Source organism: Rhodococcus sp. NPDC059234 (assembly GCF_042754225.1).
Taxonomy (GTDB): domain Bacteria; phylum Actinomycetota; class Actinomycetes; order Mycobacteriales; family Mycobacteriaceae; genus Rhodococcus_G.
The window spans coordinates 1-22467 of sequence record NZ_JBHZAH010000013.1 but is presented as its reverse complement, the minus strand read 5'-3'; the positions used below and the strand labels follow the sequence as shown (position 1 = coordinate 22467).

General features: G+C 70.9%; 18 protein-coding genes and 1 pseudogene. 7 read left to right on the top strand and 12 right to left on the bottom strand.

The features are described 5' to 3' along the window. Nucleotides 1-19: 19 nt before the first annotated feature. Nucleotides 20-1618, bottom strand: coding sequence for a DNA polymerase Y family protein (locus tag ACFXGJ_RS04810; RefSeq protein ID WP_378617024.1), 1599 nt, complete (start codon nucleotides 1616-1618; stop codon nucleotides 20-22). Next, nucleotides 1615-2439, bottom strand: coding sequence for a hypothetical protein (locus ACFXGJ_RS04805; protein ID WP_378617098.1), 825 nt, complete (start codon nucleotides 2437-2439; stop codon nucleotides 1615-1617). The genes ACFXGJ_RS04810 and ACFXGJ_RS04805 overlap by 4 nt, the downstream gene beginning before the upstream one ends. A gap of 237 nt (nucleotides 2440-2676) precedes the next feature. On the opposite strand from ACFXGJ_RS04805, the gene ACFXGJ_RS04800 reads away from it, so the two are divergent. The 3 genes from ACFXGJ_RS04800 (at nucleotide 2677) to ACFXGJ_RS04790 (ending at nucleotide 6028) form a co-directional block, all read left to right on the top strand. After that, nucleotides 2677-3858, top strand: a complete 1182-nt coding sequence (locus ACFXGJ_RS04800) for a serine/threonine-protein kinase (protein ID WP_378617022.1) — start codon at nucleotides 2677-2679, stop codon at nucleotides 3856-3858. 191 nt (nucleotides 3859-4049) lie between these two features. After that, nucleotides 4050-5789 carry a cytochrome c oxidase subunit I gene (gene ctaD / locus ACFXGJ_RS04795; protein WP_378617020.1) on the top strand — a complete coding sequence of 580 codons (1740 nt, stop codon included), beginning with the start codon at nucleotides 4050-4052 and terminating at the stop codon, nucleotides 5787-5789. After that, on the top strand, nucleotides 5786-6028 hold the full coding sequence (locus ACFXGJ_RS04790; protein ID WP_378617018.1) for a hypothetical protein: 243 nt from the start codon (nucleotides 5786-5788) through the stop codon (nucleotides 6026-6028). The genes ctaD and ACFXGJ_RS04790 overlap by 4 nt, the downstream gene beginning before the upstream one ends. Here the strand turns inward: ACFXGJ_RS04790 and ACFXGJ_RS04785 are convergent. Together ACFXGJ_RS04785 and ACFXGJ_RS04780 are read right to left on the bottom strand one after the other, a co-directional pair. Beyond that, the gene (locus ACFXGJ_RS04785) at nucleotides 6016-6690 is read right to left on the bottom strand and encodes a response regulator (protein ID WP_378617016.1); all 675 of its coding nucleotides are present in this window, start codon (nucleotides 6688-6690) and stop codon (nucleotides 6016-6018) included. The two genes, ACFXGJ_RS04790 and ACFXGJ_RS04785, sit on opposite strands and share 13 nt — an antisense overlap. Further along, nucleotides 6687-8048: a PspC domain-containing protein gene (locus ACFXGJ_RS04780; RefSeq protein ID WP_378617014.1), complete on the bottom strand. Its 1362-nt coding sequence runs from the start codon at nucleotides 8046-8048 to the stop codon at nucleotides 6687-6689. Before ACFXGJ_RS04780 ends, ACFXGJ_RS04785 begins: the two co-directional genes overlap by 4 nt. A 96-nt stretch (nucleotides 8049-8144) precedes the next feature. Between ACFXGJ_RS04780 and ACFXGJ_RS04775 the strand changes: the two genes are divergently transcribed. Together ACFXGJ_RS04775 and ACFXGJ_RS04770 are read left to right on the top strand one after the other, a co-directional pair. Then, on the top strand, nucleotides 8145-9533 hold the full coding sequence (locus ACFXGJ_RS04775) for a PspC domain-containing protein (RefSeq protein WP_378617012.1): 1389 nt from the start codon (nucleotides 8145-8147) through the stop codon (nucleotides 9531-9533). After that, on the top strand, nucleotides 9526-9744 hold the full coding sequence (locus tag ACFXGJ_RS04770) for a hypothetical protein (RefSeq protein WP_378617010.1): 219 nt from the start codon (nucleotides 9526-9528) through the stop codon (nucleotides 9742-9744). The genes ACFXGJ_RS04775 and ACFXGJ_RS04770 overlap by 8 nt, the downstream gene beginning before the upstream one ends. A gap of 48 nt (nucleotides 9745-9792) precedes the next feature. Here the strand turns inward: ACFXGJ_RS04770 and ACFXGJ_RS04765 are convergent, their stop codons facing one another. Next, nucleotides 9793-10308, bottom strand: coding sequence for a sigma factor-like helix-turn-helix DNA-binding protein (locus tag ACFXGJ_RS04765; RefSeq protein ID WP_378617008.1), 516 nt, complete (start codon nucleotides 10306-10308; stop codon nucleotides 9793-9795). Between the two features lie 137 nt (nucleotides 10309-10445). Here ACFXGJ_RS04765 and ACFXGJ_RS04760 point away from each other — a divergent pair, with 137 nt between their 5' ends. Continuing rightward, the gene (locus ACFXGJ_RS04760) at nucleotides 10446-11855 is read left to right on the top strand and encodes an alpha/beta hydrolase (protein ID WP_378617006.1); all 1410 of its coding nucleotides are present in this window, start codon (nucleotides 10446-10448) and stop codon (nucleotides 11853-11855) included. 5 nt (nucleotides 11856-11860) lie between these two features. Here ACFXGJ_RS04760 and ACFXGJ_RS04755 read toward each other — a convergent pair whose 3' ends face one another. From ACFXGJ_RS04755 to guaB, 7 genes are all read right to left on the bottom strand, one after another. Next, nucleotides 11861-12217, bottom strand: a complete 357-nt coding sequence (locus ACFXGJ_RS04755; RefSeq protein ID WP_378617004.1) for a hypothetical protein — start codon at nucleotides 12215-12217, stop codon at nucleotides 11861-11863. A gap of 138 nt (nucleotides 12218-12355) precedes the next feature. Further along, nucleotides 12356-14422, bottom strand: coding sequence for an ArnT family glycosyltransferase (locus ACFXGJ_RS04750; RefSeq protein WP_378617002.1), 2067 nt, complete (start codon nucleotides 14420-14422; stop codon nucleotides 12356-12358). A gap of 79 nt (nucleotides 14423-14501) precedes the next feature. Beyond that, nucleotides 14502-16088: a glutamine-hydrolyzing GMP synthase gene (gene guaA, locus ACFXGJ_RS04745; protein WP_378617000.1), complete on the bottom strand. Its 1587-nt coding sequence runs from the start codon at nucleotides 16086-16088 to the stop codon at nucleotides 14502-14504. 55 nt (nucleotides 16089-16143) lie between these two features. Beyond that, nucleotides 16144-16917, bottom strand: coding sequence for a trypsin-like serine peptidase (locus tag ACFXGJ_RS04740; protein ID WP_378616998.1), 774 nt, complete (start codon nucleotides 16915-16917; stop codon nucleotides 16144-16146). Between the two features lie 31 nt (nucleotides 16918-16948). After that, nucleotides 16949-18757: an FAD-dependent oxidoreductase gene (locus ACFXGJ_RS04735; RefSeq protein ID WP_378616996.1), complete on the bottom strand. Its 1809-nt coding sequence runs from the start codon at nucleotides 18755-18757 to the stop codon at nucleotides 16949-16951. Nucleotides 18758-18956: 199 nt separating this feature from the next. Then, nucleotides 18957-20099 carry a GuaB3 family IMP dehydrogenase-related protein gene (locus ACFXGJ_RS04730; RefSeq protein WP_378616994.1) on the bottom strand — a complete coding sequence of 381 codons (1143 nt, stop codon included), beginning with the start codon at nucleotides 20097-20099 and terminating at the stop codon, nucleotides 18957-18959. 67 nt (nucleotides 20100-20166) lie between these two features. After that, nucleotides 20167-21690 (bottom strand): IMP dehydrogenase, encoded by a 1524-nt coding sequence (guaB, locus tag ACFXGJ_RS04725; RefSeq protein ID WP_378616992.1) that lies wholly within the window; start codon nucleotides 21688-21690, stop codon nucleotides 20167-20169. 224 nt (nucleotides 21691-21914) lie between these two features. On the opposite strand from guaB, the pseudogene ACFXGJ_RS04720 reads away from it, so the two are divergent. Then, nucleotides 21915-22271, top strand: a pseudogene (locus tag ACFXGJ_RS04720) (DUF5319 domain-containing protein); the annotation flags it as partial. Between the last annotated feature and the right edge of the window lie 196 nt (nucleotides 22272-22467).

Genomic DNA, 22467 nt, shown 5'->3' with positions numbered 1-22467 from the left:
CGCTGGGCGGACCCTCGATTCACTCGTACACTCCCTCGATGTTCCACCCGGTCCCACCGAAGATCAGCAGCAACGCCCGAGGCTCGGCGTCACCCGGGGTGCGATCGCGCGCCTGGGCGAGCAGCACCTGCGCCCGGGCCGACCGCCGCGCCTCCGCCGGGTCCCACCACCGCTCGTCCACCGGCCACGGCCCCGCCCAGCCGGAGAGCTCCCAGCTCCGCGCTCCCCACCGCAACCGCGACGGCGGAGTGGTGAAGGCGCCGCGGGCGGTGACCGCCACCGCCGCACCCTCCGCGTCCTCGAGCGCCACCGGCGGCCGCCCCGGCAGCACCGCCGAGGGCGCGGGCTCGGGCAGCCTGCCCGGCCACGGCGCCGACGGATCCGACTCCGGCACCAGCTCGTCGCCGAGCGACAGCAGCGTGACCCGCTCCCCCGGACCCCGCCCACCACTGAGCACCCCCACCCGCACCGAGTCACCGCCGAGCAGTCCCTGGACCCGGACCAGCGCCCGCCTGGCCCGCTCGTCCTCGGCGCCGACTCCGCCCCACAGCCCCAACTGCAGCGCCCCGGCCGCCACCACCTCGACCGGCTCGAGTCGCAGCACCTCGATCCCCGCCGTCGGCCGGGACTCGCTGCGACCGGTGAGCCAGCCGTCCAGCTGCCAGCGCACCCGGTCGGCAGTGCCCTCCGGGGTGAGCGGTTCCGCGCACCGCCAGGTACGCGAAAGATGTTCTCCGTTACCGGTACTGGCGCGTACCAGCAGTCGGGTGCAGGCGACCGAGGCCGCGGACAACTTGACGTGCAGCCGCTCCGCGAGCGCCCGCCCGGCGAAGGCCGCCGCATCGACCCGGTCCACCGGCGGGTCGCAGAGCTGTTCGACGTCGAGGTCCGGCGGCAGCGGCCGAGCCGACGGCGGTCGCTCCGGCTCGCCCCGCGCACTGCGGTGCGCCATCACCGCGTCGGTCCCGAACCTGGATGCCACCGCCACCGGAGCCAGGGCCGCGAAGTCACCCACGGTGCGCAGTCCGAGCCGGTGCAGCAGATCCACCAGGTCCGCCCGCTCGGCGGCCGCGAGACTCGGCTCGGCGGCCAACTCCGCCACCGGGAGCGGCGCCAGGAACCGAGCGCCGCCGCCGGATGGAACCAGCACCGACCGGCGAGCCGCGATGACCGCGGTGGACAGCTCGTCCGCCACTCCGACCTGGCATTCCACCCCGGCCACCGAGGCCTCGTCGACGAGGCGCTCCGCGGCGGCTTCCTCGGAGCCGAAGTAGCGACCGACTCCCCTGGCGGCGAGCACCAGCAGCCCTGGGCGCAGCACCTCCACCCCCGGAGCCACCGCGTCGATCGCCGCGGCGACCGGCTCGAACATCCGGGCGTCACGAGCCGAGTCCGCGGTGAACACCCGCAGTCGCGGGCACCGGGCCTGCGCCTCCCGCCTGCGCAGCCCACGTCGCACCCCGTCGGCGCGGGCGGTCGCCGAACACGCGACGACCCGGTTTCCCGACGTCACCGCCACCGGCTCGGTCGGCGGCAGATCCGCGACCGCCGCGGCCGCGATCGCGGGCCAGTCGGGGCACCACAGCGCCAGCACTCGCGAGGCGGACGCGGCGGTCATGCCACACCGCTGCTGCGGAATGCACCCGCACGCTCGGGCGATCCCAGATCCCGGGCGGGCGTGTCCGGCAGCCATTCCACCCGGCCGCCCACCGGTCGGACGTCGAGCCGGGCGGTCCGCCGCTGGAACGCGCGACCCTCGGCACTGACCGCCAGCCGCAGCCCGCGCAACCGGCCACGCCCCGACTCGAGGCCGCGACCCAGCCCGTCGTAGTCCCGGACCGCGGCCTCCAGCCTGACCTCCGCACCACCCCAGCGGCCGTCCGTCACCACCAACGTCGACCCCTTGCTGCGCGCCCGCGCCACCACGGCCCGCGCCCGCGAGGGCGGTACCGAGAGTCCGCCGAGGCCCAGCACCACCATGTCCATGCCGTCGAGGAGCACCGCCGCCACCTCCACCGGGTCCGGTCCCGGATCCGGGATCAGCGCCAGCCGACCGAGTTCGGCCCCCATCTCGGCGGCCGAGAGCAGGCCGAGCCGGGGCAGTCCGATCACTGCCGCATGCCCGCCGGACTCCGTCACCGACGCGAGCAGGCCCAGCAGCAGCGAACCGGCACCGGACACCGAGACCACCGTGCCCCGGGCGAGTCCGCCGCGGGGCAACAGCGCCGCCAGCGCGGTCGGGACCGGGAGCACCTGCCTGCCGTCTCCGGGCGCGCCGCCGTCGGGCTCGTGGACAGGCCGGACCGCCACCGCCTCGCCGCGCGCGGGCACCGCCGCCATCCGGCGCCGGAGCTGGTCGAGGCGTTCCTGCCTGGACAACCCGGCCAGGCCGAACTCCTGCGAGAGCGCACTGTCTGCGGCAACACCTTCTGCGTCCAGGTCCTCCCCGTCCACGACCTCTGCGTCCACAACCTCTGGGGCGACGCTCGTCACCACTGCCTCCCTCCGCCCGGCACCCGGCCGGTCGACATCCGCGGGGAAGGCGCGGCCACGACTGAAACAAACTCGAACACATATTCGAATACACTCAGTAAAGCCGCTTCCCCGGCACCCGTCAAGGCGCCGCCGTATCGCAGCGCACGGCGGGCCTGAACGGATGTCCACTACCCTCACGGTGTGGCGGAGCAGGAGCAGCGAATCGTCGGACCGGACTACCTGGTGGCCGGCCGCTACCGACTGCGCTCCAAACTGGGCGGCGGCGGCATGGGATCGGTCTGGCTCGCCCACGACACCCTGCTCGACCGCGAGGTCGCCATCAAGCAGGTGGTCTCCACCGCGGGCCTCACCGAGGAGGCCGCCCAGGAGATTCGGGCCCGGGCCATGCGCGAGGGCCGGATCGCGGCCCGCCTGTCCCACGACCACGCCATCGCCATGTACGACGTCGCCCTCGAGAGCGGTGAACCCTGGCTGGTGATGGAGTACCTGCCCTCGCGCAGCCTGGCCCAGGCCCTCAACCTCACCGAGGCGCTGCCGCCGCTGCAGGTCGCCCAGATCGGCGCGCAGGTCGCCGACGCGCTCGCCGAGGCCCACGCCGCGGGAATCGTGCACCGCGACATCAAGCCCGGCAACATCCTGATCGCCGATCGTGGCCGGGCCGCCGGGACCGTCAAGATCAGCGACTTCGGCATCTCCCGCGCCAAGGGCGACGCGCAGCTCACCCGGGCGGGGGTGATCACCGGCACCCCCGCGTACTTCGCCCCGGAGGTGGCCCGCGGCGACGATCCCACCGAGGCCTCGGACGTGTTCTCCCTCGGCGCCACGCTGTACACCGCCACCGAGGGCCAGCCGCCGTTCGGCATCGACGACAACACCATCGCACTGCTGCACAAGGTGGCCAAGGCGGAGATCATGCGCCCGGTGCACAGCGGCGACCTGACCGACGTGCTGCTGCACCTGCTCGAACCGGACCCGGCACGCCGGCCGACCATGGCGCAGGCCCGGGACCTGTTGGCGCAGGTCGCCGCCGGAGCGGGTGGCAGCGTCAGCTACGTCCTGGACACCCCCCTGCGGGGCGCCGACGGCACCGTGCCGTTCTGGGCCCGCCGCTCCGCGACCAGCGGCCCGTCACGAACGGCGAACCGGTTGCCCACCAGCACGATCACCGGCCTGCCCGCCGCTCAGAACAGCGTCCCGCTGCAGAGCGTGCCCCGGCCCGGTCCGCGGGTACCGACCGCTCCGGTCGTCGAACCGCAGCAAAAGCCCGCTGCGCACTCGGCCGTTCCGCTGGCCGTCGCCATCGTGCTGCTGTTCGTCGCGATCGCCGTCGTCGTCGCCGTGGTGCTCATGATCGCGTTGTGAAACATACTCCGTGCCTTCGTGATTCATAGAATCCTCAGGCACCGGCGGGGACTGTGACACAGATCCCGCCGTCCTCGGGACCTTCGCCCCTAGTGGCAATCCTGAGCGCGGGCAATCATTCCGGTTCATGCGTGTGCAAACGAAACCCCGGGCACCACGACTGACCGATCTCACCCGCGCGAGCGTGGCTCGTGGTTGACATCGCGCCCCGCCCAGCGACCTCGGTCGCCGCTTCCGAGCGCCCCTACCCGCCGGTGTCCGCACCCAAGGGTTCGAAGATCGTCACGATCCTCACCACGACCGATCACAAGACCATCGGCCTGATGTACATCGTGACCTCGTTCGCGTTCTTCCTCGTCGGCGGCCTGATGGCCCTGCTGATGCGCACGGAGCTCGCGGTCCCGGGCATGCAGTTCCTCTCGAACGAGCAGTTCAACCAGCTGTTCACCATGCACGGCACGATCATGCTGCTGCTCTACGCCACTCCGGTGTTCTTCGGCTTCGCGAACTACCTGATGCCGCTGCAGATCGGCTCGCCCGACGTCGCGTTCCCGCGACTGAACGCCGTGAGCTACTGGTTCTACCTCTTCGGCGGGCTGATCGCATCCGCCGGCTTCCTCACCCCCGGCGGCGCAGCGGATTTCGGCTGGACCGCCTACGTGCCGCTGACCGACCCGACGCACTCGCCGGGCGTCGGTGCCGACCTGTGGATCATCGGCCTGACCCTGGGCGGTCTCGGCACCATCCTCGGCGCGGTGAACCTGGTGACCACCATTGTCTGCCTGCGCGCTCCGGGCATGACCATGTTCCGGATGCCGATCTTCACCTGGAACGTGCTCGTCGCGAGCCTGCTGAGCCTGCTGGTCTTCCCGCTGCTGGCATCGGCGTTGATCGCACTGTTCGTGGATCGCAAGCTCGGCGCCCACCTCTTCGACCCCGCCAACGGCGGAGTGATGTTGTGGCAGCACCTGTTCTGGTTCTTCGGCCACCCCGAGGTGTACATCCTGGCACTGCCGTTCTTCGGCATCGTGTCGGAGATCTTCCCGGTCTTCTCGCGTAAGCCGATCTTCGGCTACAGCGGCCTGGTCTACGCGACTCTGGGTATCGCCGCCCTGTCGATCGCGGTGTGGGCGCACCACATGTACGCCACCGGCGCGGTGCTGCTGCCGTTCTTCTCCTTCATGACGTTCCTCATCGCGGTCCCGACCGGCGTGAAGTTCTTCAACTGGATCGGCACGATGTGGCGCGGTCAGCTCACGTTCGAGTCGCCGATGCTGTTCTCGGTCGGCTTCCTCGTGACGTTCCTGTTCGGTGGCCTGTCCGGCGTGCTGCTGGCCAGCCCGCCGATCGACTTCCACGTCACCGACACCTATTTCGTGGTCGCGCACTTCCACTACGTGCTCTTCGGCACCATTGTGTTCGCCACCTACGCCGGCATCTACTTCTGGTTCCCGAAGATGACTGGGCGCCTGATGGACGAGCGCCTCGCGAAGTGGCACTTCTGGACCACCTTCATCGGTTTTCACACCACGTTCCTGGTCCAGCACTGGCTCGGCGCAGAGGGCATGCCCCGCCGCTACGCCGACTACCTGCCGACGGACGGGTTCACCACCCTCAATACCGTCTCCACGATCGGTGCCTTCATCCTCGGCGCCTCCACGCTGCCGTTCCTGTGGAACGTCTTCAAGAGCTACCGCTACGGCGAGATCGTCACCGTGGACGACCCGTGGGGCTACGGCAACTCGCTCGAGTGGGCCACCAGTTGCCCGCCGCCGCGGCACAACTTCACCGAGCTGCCCCGGATCCGGTCCGAGCGCCCGGCGTTCGAGCTGCACTACCCCCACATGGTCGAGCGGATGCGCGCCGAGGCGCACATCGGAACCGGGCACAGCGAGCGTCCGGTCGCGGCGGGAACGGGAGCGCGAAGGTGAGGGCGGGCGGGGCCCCGGCCTGGCTGAACTGCGATGTGCCGCACTCGAACCGGCCGGACCCCGGGGCGCTGCTGGTCCCGCTGCTCACCCTCGTGGCGGCGCTGGCCGCACCCCTGGTGGTACCGATCCCGGTCGCGTTCATCCTCGTCGCGGCCGCCGCCTGGTGGTTCGCGGCGAGGGTACGGCTGGGCGGGCCGGGCGTCGCCCCGGCCCGCTACGGCGACGATCACTCGATCTGACGTCGATGGGCCCAGCGGGTCAACGCATTCCGGTTGGACTGCTGGGTCTTTCGCAACACGTTCGACGCATGCGTCTCGACGGTCTTCACCGAGATCACCAGGTTCTCGGCGATCTCCCGGTAGGTGTAGCCGCGAGCCAGCAGTCGCAGCACCTCGAGTTCGCGCGGGGTCAGCGAGTCGAGTTCCGGGTCCAGCGGCGGTTCCGGAGCCGCGGAACGGCCGGTGAACGAGTCCAGTACGAAGCCTGCCAGCCGCGGGCCGAACACCGCGTCGCCGCCCGCCACCCGACGCACCCCGTCGGCCAGTTCGGACCCCGAGATCGTCTTGGTGACGTAGCCCCTCGCGCCGGCCCTGATCACGGCGATGACGTCCTCGGCGGCGTCGGACACGCTCAGCGCCAGGCAGACCGGGCCGGGCTCGATCCCGCCGAGCACCGCGACGCCGCCGCCGTCCGGCATGTGCACGTCCAGCAGCACGACGTCGGGCTTGGACGCATTGATACCCGCGACAGCCTCCGCCACCCCGCCGGCCTCGCCGACCACCTCGATGTCGGGTTCGGAACCGAGTTCGGCGCGCACCCCGGACCGGAACACGGCGTGGTCGTCGACGAGAAAGACGCGAAACACGGTGGAACCCGTCGCGTCGGTTCCGGGCGTTGTCACCTGGGCTGCTCCTTCGGTTCTGCTGCGGGATGCTCGGCGGTCGACGGTGAGGTCTCCGCGGATCGATCCTCGGAATCGGCGGCCTCGTCCGAGCCGTGGCCGTTGCCGCCCAACGGTATCCGGATCCGCACTTCGGTCCCCCGCCCGGGCGCGGACTGCACCTCCACCTGGCCCCCGCGGCGCTCCACCCGCGCCCGGATCGACTTGGCCAGTCCCTGCCGGTCCGCGGGCACCGCGTCCAGGTCGAACCCCGTGCCACGGTCCCGAACGAAGACGTTCACCTCCCGCGCCTCCGCCTCGGCGAACAGGTCCACGTTCGTCTCCCCCGAGTGCTTCGCGGCGTTGACGAGCGCCTCACGGGTCGCACCCAGCAGCGCGGTGAAGGCCTCCTTGGACAGCCCGCAGTCCGGTTCGTCCAGTCGCACGTCGCCGACGGTCACCGGCCGCACGGTGATGCAGTGCTGGTCCTCGACCTCGCCGGCGATGGTGCGCAGCGCCTCCGCCAGGCTCGCGTGCGCCGCCTCCCCGCCGCCGAAGAGCCACTTGCGCAGTTCACGTTCCTGGCTGCGTGCCAGCCGCACCACCTCCTGCGGACGGTCGGCCTGCTTCTGGATCAGCGCCAGGGTCTGCAACACCGAATCGTGCAGGTGCGAGGCGATCTCCTCGCGCTCGTCGTTGCGGATACGCGCCGCGCGTTCCTCGCCCAGCGCCCGCCACATGCGCAGCCACAGCGGCACGGTCAGCAGGCCGGCACCGATCAACGTCACGATCACCGCGAGCAGCGAGGAGCGCAGCGCCTCGATGTCCACCCGCGCCAACACCACCACGCCGAGACCGAACACGATCAACGTCGCGCCGCCCAGCACCCGCGCCCAGGTCAGCACGGTCGGTCGTTGCGGCAACCCGAGCGCCGAGCGCGGACCCTCGTCGTCGTACTCACGCCACACCAGTGCCGCGCCGACCGCGACGACGATGATCGGCGCGATCACCGAGGCGGCCGTGCCACTCACGAGCCAGGCCAGCCCGGTCGACAGCGCAAGGCCGATGACCGCCAGCCCCAGCGCGCGCCTGCGTTCGGCGGCGCTCGGCCGTTCGGTGTCGTTGCCGGGCGGGGTGAAGATCCACAGCAGCCCGTACGCCACGATGCCGATGCCGGTGAGCGCGGACAGGACCACGAACGCCACCCGCACCTTGGTCACGTCGATACCGAGGTGATCGGCGAGACCGCCCGCGACACCACCGATCACCCGACCGCCGACGCGGCGTTCGAGACGGGGCTGGGGCACCTCCGGCGGGACGAAGGCATGCGGGAGCGGCTGCACACCACGATGGTGGCACGAGCCCGCGGCGCCGCGCATCAGGGCAGACCCTGATCTGCCCGGGCGACCGGGTGGTCGGAAAGATCAGGGTTTGTCCCGATGTGTCGAGGGGCCCGTCGCCGCCACGATGGTGACATGAGCAATCCGAGCTTCCCCGATCAGCTGCACGAGCTGTGGCGCACCAGGCCGGTCCGGTTGCCCCGCCGGGGTCCGCTGGCCGGCGTCGCCGCGGGCATCGGCTACCGGTACTCCGTCGACCCCGTCCTGGTTCGGGTCGCGTTCGCGGTCTCGACGATCTTCGGCGGCGTGGGCATCGTCCTCTACCTCGCGTGCTGGCTGGTGCTGCCGCAGGCGGGCGACCAGGTCTCTGCCGCCGAGTCGATGATCGGGCGGGGGCAGAGCTCCGAGTCCGGCACCAAGAAGGTGGTGCTGGCGGTGGCGCTGGTCATCGCGATGAGCACCCTCGGCCCGGTCGGCGTCGGGCTCGGCGGCTCCGGCCTGATCAGTCTCGCGCTGATGCTCGGCGGACTGTGGCTGCTGCACGAGCGCCGACCGGTACCGCCCCCGCTGCCCGGCGGCACGGACGTGGGCTTCACGTACCCGACCCAACCGACCGGGTACCCGGGCACCGTCGCTCCGGCCGCCGAGTACGGCGGGTTCACCGCGCCCGGCGTGTACACGACGCTGCCGAAGACCTACGAACCGACGGCAGCCACGACCGCCACGACCGCCACGACCGCCACGACGCCGACGGTGGCCGAGCCGACGGTGGCTACTCCCTCCGCCGCGACGGCCCCCGAGGACGCCGCGATCCGGGACGCCGACGCCCCGGCCGAGCCGCCGGCCGGCCCGCAGCCCCCTTCCTGGGATCCGCTGGGCGTCGCTCCGTTCGCCTGGGACCTGCCCGAACCGGCGCAGCCCGCCGTGCCCGCGCTCCCCGAGCAACCGAAGTCCCGGCTCACCTCGACGGTGCTCGGCGTCGCCATCATCGCGTCCGCCGCAACCTGGGGAGTCAGCGCGGCCAGCGGGGCGGAGTGGTTGTCCCCCGGTCGAATCGGCGCCGTCGGACTCACCGTGATCGGCATCGGACTGATCGTCGGGGCGTTCCTGCGCCGCGGCTACGGACTCCTCGTCGTCACGGGACCGCTGATCGGCTTCGTCATGCTGGCTTCCCTGGTCGGGCCCGTGGACTGGAACAGCCAGAACGTCGGCACCCGTGAGTGGCGCCCGACCAGCGCATCCGAGTTGCAGTCCTCGTACTCCGGACAGCTCGGCGACTTCACTCTCGACCTGCGCTCGGTGCAGCTGACCGAGAACAAGACCGTCGACATCAGTTCGGGGGTAGGCAGTTTCACGGTCCTGGTCCCACCGACCATGAACGTCGAGAACCACTGCGCGATCACCGTCGGCGACCTGGCGTGCCTGGCCGACGGGCTCAGCGTCGGCACGGAGGGCGCCGACAAACCGAAACTGACCCTCAACATGACCGGCAAGGTCGGAGACATGGCGGTGCACCGTGGCTGACAAGAACGACATCGACAGCAAGCCGAGCCGGCGGCCGTCCGCGCTCCTGCTGCTGAGCGGACTGACCGCACTCGTCATCAGCGCGTGGGCGATCATCGGACCCGACCGGTTCGACGCGCTCGGCGGCGCCGAGTTCCGGTGGATCTTCGTGATCGTGGCGGTCGCGGTCGGGGTGATCCTGGTGTTCGCACCCGGACGCCGAAAGCAGTAACGCCGGTCGTCGCGATCGGGCCCGAGCAGTGAACCGTCGCAGCGAGGACTACGCGGTGGACCCCGCCGCGCCGCCCGCACCCCGAACCGTCGGGGTGCGGAGTGCGGTCAACGCTCGATGCTGCTCGACGCGCACCCGGCCCGGGGCGATCCCGAGCGCCGCAGCCGCCTGCTCCACACTCAGCCCGACGGCGATCCGCAAGGTCAGCACTTCGCGTCCGCGCCGCGAAACACCGTCCAGCACGGCCGGGCTGTCCCGACGCACGCCGTCGAGAGCCCGGAGCGTCGCCTCGTAGGCAATGCGCAGCCGCGGTCCCCGGCGGGCGGTCACGACCGCGACTGCCACATCGCGGCAGATGCCGGCGGCGCGCTCGTCCACGCCGGCGCCCGAGCCCAGTTCGGCACGGCACAGTCGGGTCACCAACGGCCGGAGGATCGTGATCACCCGCGCCGTCGCGTGCCGATCCCCGGCCGCCGACGCGATCGCGGCATCGTCGAGTTCGTCGACGCCGGGGAGTCCGTCGGCCGAGGCGGTCGTGCCGGTCGCGTACACCGCATGACTCATCGTCGATCTCCTCTCGCCACACGATCTCGTCGAATCGGAACGTCGAACTCAGTGAACTCCCCCAACCTGGGTGCCGGCTGGCAGAAAGTCGCCGAATCACACAGCGACCTCACAGGGAACGCCCTCACACTGGCCGCGTGAATTTCAATGCCACCGGAAGCTATCACCAGGGTGTGTCACTTCTCGGCGGATGGCTGCCGCTCACCGTCGAGATCGTCACGGTCGCGGCGGTACTCGCGGTCGTCGGGTGGCGCAGTGCCCGTTGGCGGCTGCTCTGGCTTCCGGTCTGCGTGGCGATCGGGGTGTCCGGTGCACTGATCACTCACTGGTACATGAATTCCCAAGGATTGTCCTCCGATCCCGCCCCCGCTCCGCTGTGGATCTGGGTGGCGGTGTGCGTGGGCTCGGCTGCCGTGGCGACGGTCGGGTGGCGGGGCAGTCGGTGGTGGCGCCGCGGACTGTCACTGCTCGCGATACCGCTGAGCCTCCTGTGCGTCGGCCTGGTCCTGAACCAGTGGGTCGGGTACTACCCGACCGTGGCGGCCGCGTGGGGCGCGGTCACCGCGGGACCGCTGCCGGACCAGGTGTCCGCCGACGAGCTGCCCGGCCTGCGCGGCACGTCCCCGTCCACGGGAAAGGTAGTGCCCGTGGACATTCCCGACACCGCGAGCGGGTTCACGCACCGCACCGAATACGTCTACCTCCCGCCCGCATGGTTCGCCGGGGCCACCCCGCCCACCCTGCCCGCCGTCATGATGATCGCGGGCGAGTTCAACACCCCCGCAGACTGGATGCGCAGCGGCAACATCACCTCGACGGTGGACGCGTACGCGAACGGTCATGGCGGGCAGGCTCCGATCCTGGTGTTCGTCGACGCGGGCGGCAGCTTCAACAACGACACCGAGTGCGTCGACGGTCCGCGAGGAAACGCCGCCGACCACCTCACCGAGGACGTGCGGCCGTACGTGGTGTCCACCTTCGGCGCCTCGGCGAACCCGGCGAACTGGGGCGTCATCGGCTGGTCGATGGGCGGAACCTGCGCCGTCGACCTCACGGTCATGCATCCGGAACTGTTCAGCAGCTTCGTCGACATCGCCGGCGACCTCGGACCCACGTCCGGGACCAAGGAGCAGACCGTCGACCGTCTCTACGGCGGCAACGCCGCGGCGTGGGCCGAATTCGACCCGACCACCGTCATGGCCGCGCACGGCCCGTACACCGGGGTGTCCGGTCTGTTCGAGGACAACGCGGCGCCGCCGCGGCGCGGCAACCCAGCCCACGCGGGCGGCCGGGCACCCCAGTCCGACGGCGGGGGCAGCGGCTACGGCGGGCGCGACGGCACCCCGGACACCGACGAGAAGGGCGCAGCGGACGCCCTGTGCGCGTCCGCCACCGCCCTACAGGTGAGCTGCTCGGTGCACACCAGCCCGGGCGGACACACCTGGCAGTTCGCCACCCAAGCCGTCACCGACGGCCTGCCGTGGCTGGCCGACCGCCTCGGGGTACCCGGCTCGACCGACGTCCCGTCGCCTCCCGCTTCGGGATAGCTCGGTCAGCTGCCGAGGAATCCGCCGAACAGTCCGGCGAACGGGTTCTGCGCAGGACCCGGCTGCTGCCAGTTCCACCACGGATTCTGGTTGCCGCGGTTCCCGTCGCAGTCGTGGCGGTGCCAGTTGCCGTCGTTGTCGCGCCAGCCCCCGCCGCCGGGGCAGCCCATGTGGTGACCCTGATTCCACCCGTTGCCGTGGTGATCGTTGCCGTGCTGCCAGGCCGCGGCGACCGGAGCGGGTCCCGTCGCCGCCGCCTCGGCCGGGGCCGCCGCCGCGACCACCGGCATCGTGACGAGCGCGCCCGCCACCAGGCACCTGGCAAGAATTCTGCGGGAGCCCGTCCCGCCTACCGTGTTCATCGTCGATCCTTCCTCGTGCACCGGAGAGGCTGCGGTGAGGAGCCACGACTGCTCTGCGGCGCTAACTCCAGTCAACTCCGCTGCGGGGGCCCCGAACTGGCAATCCGCTGTGAATCTCCGGGCACTCGGGTGCCGCCGTCAGCCCCGGTAGCCGGACAGGTCGTACACCGTTGTCGAACCCACGGTGATCGGTGTGAAGTGAGCCGCCACCCAGTCCGCGATGTCCTTGTGCGCGCTCTCCCTGCCCCCGGGTGCAGCCCCGCGACCGGCCCGCGCCTGCTGCCCTGCCTGCGACTGTTGTCCGGACTGCGCGGTAGCGTCCTGGCCGCCCGGCGACCGGTCGCCGCCGTCCTGCGCACGGTTCTGCACGAGGTAGTACGTCACCTGGCCGTTCCTGACGTAGTCGACGAACTCGGCAAGCGTCGGGGTCGGGTCCGAACCGGTGAACCCGCCGATCGCCATCACCGCGGTGTCACTCGACAGCTCGAGTCCCGCGGCGGTCGAGGACCGGTCGACGGCGGCGGACCACGTCGTGTCGGTGGTCGCGAGCATCGAGTCCAGTTGCGGATCGGACTCGCCCTCCCCGAACGCCCCGCCGGGCCCGCCGGACCGGTGCGCTGCCGCGGGACCCACCGTCGGACCGCCACCGGTGTGCGGCTGTCCCAGGGTCGCGATCGCGTAGGCACCCGAGCCCGACAGTGCTGCAACGATTCCCACCACGACGGCAACCGTCCCGAGACGACCGTCGCGGCCGACCCGTGGCGCCAGCACCGTCGCCGCGGACACCACCGATACGGCCAGGATCACCCACCGCAATGCGGGCATCCAGTCCGCGTTGCGGCCCAGGATCCAGAAGCTCCACACCCCTGCCGCGAGCAGGATGCCGGCCAGCCCCGACCTGCCGAACCACGTTGTCCGCCTTGTCCACATCTCGTGCACTCCGATAGCGAACATGCCCGCCACCGCGGGGGCGAGCGAGAGGCAGTAGTAGGGGTGGATGGTGCCGCTCATGTAGCTCAGGACCAACCCGTCCACCACCAGCCAGCCGCCGAAGACGATCGCGCCCGCCCGCACCAGGTCGGTGCGCGGCGCCCGCCACCGCGACGCGACCACCAGGACCATGGCCAGCAGGGCGGCCGGGACGAGCCACCCGATCTCGAACCCGAACTCGCCGGTGAACAGCCGGCCGAGACCTTGCGTCTGGCCGCCGAAACCACCGAAACCGCCGCCGTGCGCGGCGGATCCGGCCGCGACGTCGTGGGCGGCCTGACCGTTCGGCGGCACCACGGCGCCCTGTCCGGGGCCCGGGCCACCGGCACCGCCGCCGGGGTGGTTACGCCCGAGGACCCGCGCAAAACCGTTGTAGCCGAGCACCAGGTTCATGAAATTGTCGTCGGTGGACCCGGCCAGGTACGGCCGCGAACTCGCCGGCCACACCAACGTCAACAGGACGAACCACCCGGACGAGACCAGGAACGCCGCCAGCGCGCCGAGCAACCGCACCAGCCGGGCACGCACCGGCGCAGGCGCGGCCACCGCGAATGCGACCACCAGTGCGGGCATCACCATCAGGCCCTCGAGCATCTTGGCCAGGAACGCGAACCCGAGCGCGGCCCCGGCGAGCGCGATCCACCGGGCACTGGCCCGTTCCAGCGAACGCACCGCGGCGTAGGCCCCGGCCGTCATCAGCAGGACCATCACGGCGTCCGGATTGTTGAACCGGAACATCAGCGCCGCAACGGGTGTCAGCGCCAGCGCTGCCCCGGCCAACAGCCCCGCACCGCGGCCGCTGACCCGGCCCACCGCGCCGTGGAGCAGCGCGACGGACGCGACCGCCATCAGCGCCTGCGGGATCAGCATGCTGGCACTGCCGAAGCCGAATATCTGTCCCGACAGGCCCATCACCCACTGGGAGACCGGCGGCTTGTCGACGGTGATGAAGTTGGCGCTGTCGAGCGAACCGAACAGCAGCGCCTTCCAGCTGCGCGAACCGGCCTGCGCCGCGGCGGCGTAGAACTGGTTGCCCATGCCGTTGACGGTGATGTTCCACAGGTACGCCACCGCGGTGCCGGCGAGCAGGACCGCGAGTCCGATCCGCTCCCACCGGGTGGCCGGGCGCCTGGTCCCCGACGCGGCGGGCGGGCCCGCCGGCCGCGGCGGCGCGGCGGTCGTCGGATCGGTCAACTCTGTGCGGGTCTGGGTCACTCCGCCATTGAGTCACGCTCCCCGGCGAGGACCCTGGGCTGTTCCTGCGAATCTGCTGGGAATCAGCGCCTGCGGCGCATCACTCCCACTCGATGGTTCCCGGCGGCTTGCTCGTGACGTCGAGGACGACGCGGTTGACGTCGGGCACCTCGTTGGTGATGCGGGTGGAGATCCGCTCGAGCACGTCGTACGGCAACCGGGTCCAGTCGGCGGTCATCGCGTCCTCGCTGGAGACCGGCCGCAGCACGATCGGGTGGCCGTAGGTGCGGCCGTCGCCCTGGACGCCGACGCTACGCACGTCGGCGAGCAGCACCACCGGGCACTGCCAGATCTGGCCGTCGAGACCGGCGGCGGTGAGCTCCTCGCGGGCGATCGAGTCGGCCTGACGCAGCAGCTCCAGCCGGTCACGGGTCACCTCACCGACGATGCGGATCGCGAGACCGGGACCCGGGAACGGCTGGCGCGCAACGATTTCCTCGGGCAGGCCCAACGCCCGCCCGACCGCGCGGACCTCGTCCTTGAACAGCAGGCGCAGCGGCTCGACGAGGGCGAACTGCAGATCCTCGGGCAGCCCGCCGACGTTGTGGTGGCTCTTGATGTTCGCCGTGCCGGTGCCGCCGCCGGACTCGACGACGTCCGGGTACAGGGTGCCCTGGACCAGGAACTCGACCGCCTCGCCGTGCACCGCGGACTCGCCGAGCACCTCGCTCACCGCGCCCTCGAAGCTGCGGATGAACTCGCGGCCGATGATCTTGCGCTTGCTCTCCGGGTCGGAGACACCGTCCAGTTCCCCGAGGAAGGTGTCGACCGCGTCGACGGTGATCAGCTTCGCGCCGGTCGACGCGACGAAGTCCTGCTGGACCTGCTCGCGCTCCCCCGCTCGCAGCAGGCCGTGGTCGACGAACACACAGGTGAGGCGGTCGCCGATGGCGCGCTGCACGAGTGCGGCCGCGACCGCGGAGTCGACGCCGCCGGACAGGCCGCAGATCGCCTTGCCGTCGCCGACCTGCTCGCGGACCTGCTCGATCAGCGCGTCGGCGATGTTTGCGGCGGTCCACGTGGGGGCGATCCCGGCGATCTCACGGAGGAAGCGCGTGAGCACCTGCTGGCCGTGCGGCGAGTGCAGCACCTCCGGGTGGTACTGGACGCCGGCGAGCCTGCGAGCCCGGTCCTCGAACGCGGCGACGGGCGCGCCGGCGCTGGTCGCGGTGACCTCGAAGCCGTGCGGGGCGTCGGTGACGGCGTCGCCGTGGCTCATCCACACCGGCTGCGTCGCGGGCAGGCCCTCGTGCAGGACGCCGCCGTCCACGCTGAGCTGAGTGCGGCCGTACTCGCGGGTGCCGGTGTGCGTGACGGTGCCGCCGAGCGCGCCCGCCATCGCCTGGAATCCGTAGCAGATGCCGAACACCGGGATGTCGTGGTCGAACAGCCGAGCGTCGAGCTGCGGGGCGCCGTCGGCGTAGACGCTGGACGGTCCGCCGGACAGGATCACCGCCGCCGGCTTGCGGGCCACGATCTCCTCGACGGTCGCGGTGTGCGGCACGACCTCCGAGTAGACGCTGGCCTCGCGCACCCGTCGCGCGATCAGCTGCGCGTACTGCGCCCCGAAATCGACGACGAGGACGGGATTCTGCTGTGAGGGGCCGGAATGCTGGGTGTCTACCACCCGCTCAGTCTAATCTGCCCAGCTCCGGCACCTCGCACAGCCCGTGGGCGGGCGGTCACGACCCGGTGCACGGGCCCATCGGGGCCAACGGCGCGACGTCACCCGGCGCGCCGGCGTCCGCCCGGCCAACCAGTGTCAGCGCGTCGGGACCGAACGCGGACGAGTAGGAGACCGAGTCCGTGCAGCCGCCCTGTTCGAGCCCGCCGATCACCGCACCGACCCCCGACGCGTCCACCCACGGCGCCCCGCTCGTACCGCCGCTGAGGCCGTCGCAGGCCAGGGTCGGGTAGCCGGTCGTCGAGGTGACCCCGCCGGCACACGTGACGGGACGGTCGTCGCCTGCGGGGTACCCGGTCACCGTCACTCCCACCCCGGCGGCCGGCGCGACCGTCATCGGTAGCCCTCCCCCGACCGACGCCTCCACGCTGCCAACAGCGTCGGCGCGTCGCACGCGGACCACCGCGTAGTCGCTGCGGGGATCCTGCGTCGCGACCCACCGGGGGTCGAGGTACACCTCCGTCACCGCCCATTCACCGAACGGCGCCGCGCCACGGTCGAACCCCGGGACGAAACCGACCCCGACGCCGGTGCCCGCCAGGCAGTGCGCGGCGGTCACCACCAGGTCGCCGCCCGCGCTGTGGAGGACCGCCCCGCTGCAGAAGTGCACCGGGGTGCCCGCGACGAACAGCGGACCGATCCGCGGGTCGGGATCGGTCGCACGGGCCACCGGGCCCGCCGAGGCCACCGGCGACCCGGCGGACGCGACGGTCGCGGCGAGCAGAACCGTCGCGACCGCCCCCGTCACGCGCCCGACCACCCGACGATCCACGGGTCGATCATGCTCCCCCGGGCCGTTCGTGTCAGGCCGCGCCGGTACCGGACTCGGACTTCTCGTCCTTCTGCGCGACCGGCTTCTTCGCGGCGGGCTTCTTCGCGGCGGGCTTCTTCGCGGCAGGGATGCTGCTGCGGATCTCGACGATGGGCAGCACCAGCGCGGCCGGCGCGCCCGCGGGCACGACCGGGCTGTTCGGCGCGACCGGATTCAGTCGCTGATAGCCCTCGCCCTGCCCCGGCCGGGTGTCCTGCTCGCCCTTGTTGGGCCACAGCGACGCGGCGCGCTCGGCCTGCGCGCTGATGGTCAGCGACGGGTTCACGCCGAGGTTCGCCGACACCGCGGCACCGTCGACCACGCTGAGCGTCGGGTACCCGTACACGCGGTGGTACGGGTCGATGACTCCGTGCTCCCGGTCCGCCGCGATCGCGCAGCCGCCGAGGAAATGCGCCGTCAACGGCACGTTGAAGACCTCACCCCAGGTGCCGCCCGCGACACCGTCGATCTTCTCGGCGATCCGGCGGGTGGCCTCGTTTCCGGCCGGGATCCACGTCGGGTTCGGCTCGCCGTGGCCCTGCCTGCTGGTCACCTTGCGGCGACCGAGGAGGCCCCGCTTGGTGTAGGTGGTGATCGAGTTGTCGAGGTTCTGCATGACCAGGGCGATGATCGTCCGCTCGCTCCAGTTCTTGACCGACAGCATCCGGGCCATCTGCGAGGGGTTGGCGGCGATCACCTTGACCAGCTTCACCCAGCGGGGCGTGGTGCCGCCGCCGTCGGTCAACAGGGTCTGCAGCATGCCCATCGCGTTCGACCCCTTGCCGTAGCGGACCGGCTCGATGTGGGTGTCGGCGGCGGGATGGAACGAGGAGGTGATCGCGACGCCCTTGGTGAGGTCGAGGTTCGGGTCGACCTTCAGCTTCGCGGCCCCGAGGATCGCCTCGGAGTTCGTCCGGGTCAGTTCGCCGAGCGTCGACGAGAGCTTCGGCAGCGCGCCGGTGTCCTTCATCTTGTGCAGCAACTGCTGGGTGCCCCACGTCCCGGCCGCGACGACGACGTGCTGCGCGGTGTAGGTCTTGTGGTTCTTGCGAACCTTGGCGCCGGTGCGGCGGGTCACCACGTCCCAGGTCCCGTCCGAGGCCTCGTGCAGTCCGGTGACGGTGGTCATCGGGACCACGCGCGCGCCGGCCTTCTCGGCCAGCCCGAGGTAGTTCTTGACCAGGGTGTTCTTCGCGCCGTGCCGGCAGCCGGTCATGCACTCGCCGCACTCGATGCAGCCGGTGCGGTCCGGGCCGGCACCGCCGAAGAACGGATCCTTCACGGTCTCGCCGGGCTCCCCGAAGAAGACGCCGACCGGGGTCTGGATGAAGGTGTCGCCGACCCCCATGTCGTCGGCGACCGACTTGATGATGTCGTCGGCGGGGGTCATGTGCGGGTTCTGCACGACGCCGAGCATCTTGCGGGCCTGCTCGTAGTGCGGCGTCAGCTCGGCGTCCCAGTCGGTGATCTCGCGCCACTGCGGGTCCTGGAAGAACGACGTCGGCGGCTTGTAGAGCGTGTTCGCGTAGTTCAGCGAACCGCCACCGACTCCGGCACCCGCGAGGATCAGGACGTCGCGCAGCATGTGCACGCGCTGGATGCCGTAGCAGCCGAGGGCGGGGGCCCAGAGGAACCGCTTGAGGTCCCAGCTCGTCTTCGCGAAGTCCGCATCGGCGTACCGCCGCCCGGCCTCGAGCACACCGACCTTGTAGCCCTTCTCGACCAGCCGCAGCGCGGTGACGCTGCCGCCGAATCCCGAGCCGATGATCAGGACGTCGAAATCCGTTGCACGCTTGCCCATCAGGACACCTCCACCATGAACCCGTTAGTTACCCGCCAGTATGCACCCTGCGACTGTGACCGATACCACAAGGGTTGCCTAACTGTCACGACAGGTACCAGAAACTGCAGATGAACGCCCGGGCGGATCCCCCGCGAACGCGAACGGACCGTGCAGCGCCGTGTGGGCGCCGCACGGTCCGTTCACACGTGCGGGGAGGTCAGGCGCGGACCGTCAGTCCGACCTTCTGGAACTCCTTGAGGTCGGAGTAGCCCGACTTGGCCATCGAGCGGCGCAGGCCGCCGACCAGGTTGAGCGAGCCGTACGGATCGTCCGACGGACCGGTGAGCACCCGGTCGAGGGACGGCCGCTCCTCGCCGAAGGAGACCGGCAGCAGCGCACCGCGAGGCATCGACGGATGCGCCGCAGCGGACGGCCAGTACCAGCCGTGCCCGGGCGCCTCGGCGGCGACCGCGAGGGGGGCGCCGAGGACGGCGGCGTCGGCGCCGCACGCGATGGCCTTGGCGAGATCGCCGGAGGTCCGGATGTCCCCGTCCGCGATGACGTGCACGTACCGGCCGCCGGTCTCGTCCAGGTAGTCCCGGCGGGCGGCCGCGGCGTCCGCGATCGCCGTCGCCATGTGCACTCCGATGCCGAGCACCTCACCGGTGGTGGTGGCGCCCTCGGTGGAGCCGTAGCCGACGATGACGCCGGCCGCGCCGGTGCGCATCAGGTGCAGCGCCGTGCGGTGGTCGCTGACGCCGCCCGCGACGACCGGCACGTCAAGCTCCGAGATGAAGGTCTTGAGGTTCAGCGGCTCGCTGTCGCCGTGCGCGACGTGCTCGGCGGAGATGATGGTGCCGTGGATGACCAGCAGGTCGATGCCCGCCTTGACCAGCGCCGGCGTCAGCGCCCGCGCGTTCTGCGGGCTGACCCGGACCGCGGTCGTCACGCCCGCCTCGCGCACCTGCGCGACCGCGGCGGCGAGCAGGTCCGGCTGGATCGGTGCGGCATGCAACTGCTGCAGCTTCGCGATCGGCGCGTCCGCGTCGGTGTCGGACTCGGCGACCTCGATCAGCCCGGCGATCGCGGCGTCGACGTCGGCGTGCCGACCCCACAGCCCCTCGCCGTTGATGACGCCGAGTCCGCCGCGCTTGCCGAGTTCGATCGCGAACGACGGCGAGACCAACGCATCGGTCGGGTGGGCGAGCACCGGGATCTCGAAACGGTACGCATCCAGCTGCCAGGCCGTCGACACCTCCTTGGAGGACCGAGTCCGGCGCGAGGGGACGATGTCGATGTCGTCCAGCTCGTAGGTGCGGCGGGCTGTCCGGCCCATGCCGATTTCAACGAGGTCGCGCACGCGCGCCCCTTTCTTCGTTGTGGCTGATGCTTGCCTTGGATCTTCGCTGGAAAACTATCCCGCGGCGTCAGCGCGCGGCGTAGTTCGGCGCTTCCACCGTCATGGTGATGTCGTGCGGGTGGCTCTCCTTGAGCCCCGCCGCGGTGATCTGCACGAACTGCGCCTCCTGCAGGTCCTCGATGGTCTCGGAACCCGCGTAGCCCATCGCCGCACGCAGTCCGCCGGTGAGCTGATGGATGACCTGCGAGAGCGGGCCACGGAAGGGAACCCGGCCCTCGATGCCCTCGGGCACCAGCTTGTCCTCGGAGAGCACGTCGTCCTGGAAGTAGCGGTCCTTGGAGTAGGACTTGCCCTGGCCGCGGCTCTGCATCGCGCCGAGCGAACCCATGCCGCGGTAGCTCTTGAACTGCTTGCCGCCGACCAGGACCATCTCGCCGGGCGACTCGGCGGTGCCCGCGAGCAGCGAGCCGAGCATCGCGGTCGACGCGCCTGCCGCCAGCGCCTTGGCGATGTCGCCGGAGAACTGCAGGCCACCGTCCGCGATCACCGGCACGCCGAGCGGCTTGCAGGCGGCGACGGCCTCGAGGATCGCGGTGATCTGCGGGGCACCGACGCCGGCGATGACGCGGGTGGTGCAGATCGACCCCGGACCGACACCGACCTTGACCGCGTCCACACCGGCATCGACCAGCGCCTGAGCGCCGCCTCGGGTGGCGATGTTGCCGCCGATGATCTGCACCCGGTCGCCGACCTCGGCCTTGATCTTGGTGATCATCTCGAGCACGTTCCGGGAGTGGCCGTGGGCACTGTCGACGACGAGCACGTCGACACCGGCATCGGTGAGCGTCATCGCCCGGGCCCATGCGTCGTCGCCGACACCGACCGCGGCGCCGACCAGCAGGCGGCCGTCGCGGTCCTTGGTGGCGTCGGGGTGCTGCTCGGTCTTGACGAAGTCCTTGACCGTGATCAGTCCGGTGAGCTTGCCCTGACCGTCCACGATCGGCAGCTTCTCGATCTTGTGGCGACGCAGCAGGCCGAGCGCGGCCTCGGCCGTGACGCCCTCGCGCGCGGTGATCAGCGGCGCCGGGGTCATCACCTCCGAGACCGGGCGGTTCTGGTCGACCTCGAAGCGCATGTCGCGGTTGGTGATGATGCCGACCAACTGACCCTGCTCGTCGGTCACCGGCAGGCCCGAGATGCGGAAGCGGGCACACATGGCGTCCACCTCGGCGAGGGTGTCGCTGGGATTGCAGGTCACCGGATCGGTGACCATGCCCGCCTCGGACCGCTTGACGGTCTCGACCTGCCCGGCCTGCGCCTCGGTCGACAGGTTCCGGTGCAGCACGCCCATGCCGCCCGCACGCGCCATGGCGATCGCCATCCGCGACTCGGTGACGGTGTCCATCGCGGAGCTCACGAGCGGCACCCGCAGACGGATGTCGCGGGTCAACTGGCTCGAGGTGTCGACCTGGCTCGGGATGACGTCCGACGCGGCGGGCAGCAGCAGCACGTCGTCGAAGGTGAGGCCGAGCATGGCAACCTTGTCGGGGCGGTCCCCTCCGGTACGCACGTGTCCTCCGGAAATACTCATGCGGCTCGGGACCCTTTCCTGGAACTGTGGTGCGCCGCCGTGCAGGGCGTCGGAACCCCGCGGCGCGGTCAAGTCGTGATTGCTTCGGGTCTGGGAAGAATGCTCGATCGAGGGCGACCTATTCCCTCAGCCCGCCCACAATGGTATCGGCTGTACGAGCATGCGAGCGAACGCGGTGACCGATCCGCTGGCGCAGACCCGCCTGCGCTGCGTACCGTGGACCTGTGCGAGATCAACTGCCCCCCGGTCTGCCGCCGGACCCGTTCGCCGGTGACCCCGCCGATCCCTCCGCCGCGCTCGACGCAATCGAGCCCGGTCAGCCACTGGACGCCCACGAGCGCCTTGCCGTCGAAGAGGACCTCGCGGACCTCGCCGTCTACGAGGCCCTGCTGGGCCACCGCGGCATTCGCGGCCTGGTGGTCTGCTGCGACGACTGCCAGCAGGACCACTACCACGACTGGGACATGCTGCGGGCGAACCTGCTGCAACTGCTCGTGGACGGCACAGTGCGACCGCACGAGCCGGCCTACGACCCGATCCCCGAGGCCTACGTGACGTGGGACTACTGCCGCGGATACGCGGCGCGCGGTCATGCAAAAGAGCATGGTATCGAGATCACAAACTCAATGACGGTGGGTCATATCATCAATGAATTCTTCGAACAAAAAATTGAAGAAACACTCATTCAGCCTACATTTATTTACGGCCACCCTGTAGAGATTTCTCCTCTTGCTAAGAAAAATCCGGAGGACCCTCGCTTTACAGACCGTTTTGAGC

What these genes read in the sequence shown, in the direction of transcription:
- ACFXGJ_RS04775 (WP_378617012.1), top strand. Translation starts at nt 8,145, where the DNA reads ATGAGCAATCCGAGCTTCCCCGATCAGCTGCACGAGCTGTGGCGCACC.
- ACFXGJ_RS04810 (WP_378617024.1), bottom strand. Translation starts at nt 1,618, where the DNA reads ATGACCGCCGCGTCCGCCTCGCGAGTGCTGGCGCTGTGGTGCCCCGAC.
- ACFXGJ_RS04765 (WP_378617008.1), bottom strand. Translation starts at nt 10,308, where the DNA reads ATGAGTCATGCGGTGTACGCGACCGGCACGACCGCCTCGGCCGACGGA.
- ACFXGJ_RS04780 (WP_378617014.1), bottom strand. Translation starts at nt 8,048, where the DNA reads ATGCGCGGCGCCGCGGGCTCGTGCCACCATCGTGGTGTGCAGCCGCTC.
- ACFXGJ_RS04755 (WP_378617004.1), bottom strand. Translation starts at nt 12,217, where the DNA reads ATGAACACGGTAGGCGGGACGGGCTCCCGCAGAATTCTTGCCAGGTGC.
- ACFXGJ_RS04735 (WP_378616996.1), bottom strand. Translation starts at nt 18,757, where the DNA reads ATGGGCAAGCGTGCAACGGATTTCGACGTCCTGATCATCGGCTCGGGA.
- guaB (WP_378616992.1), bottom strand. Translation starts at nt 21,690, where the DNA reads ATGAGTATTTCCGGAGGACACGTGCGTACCGGAGGGGACCGCCCCGAC.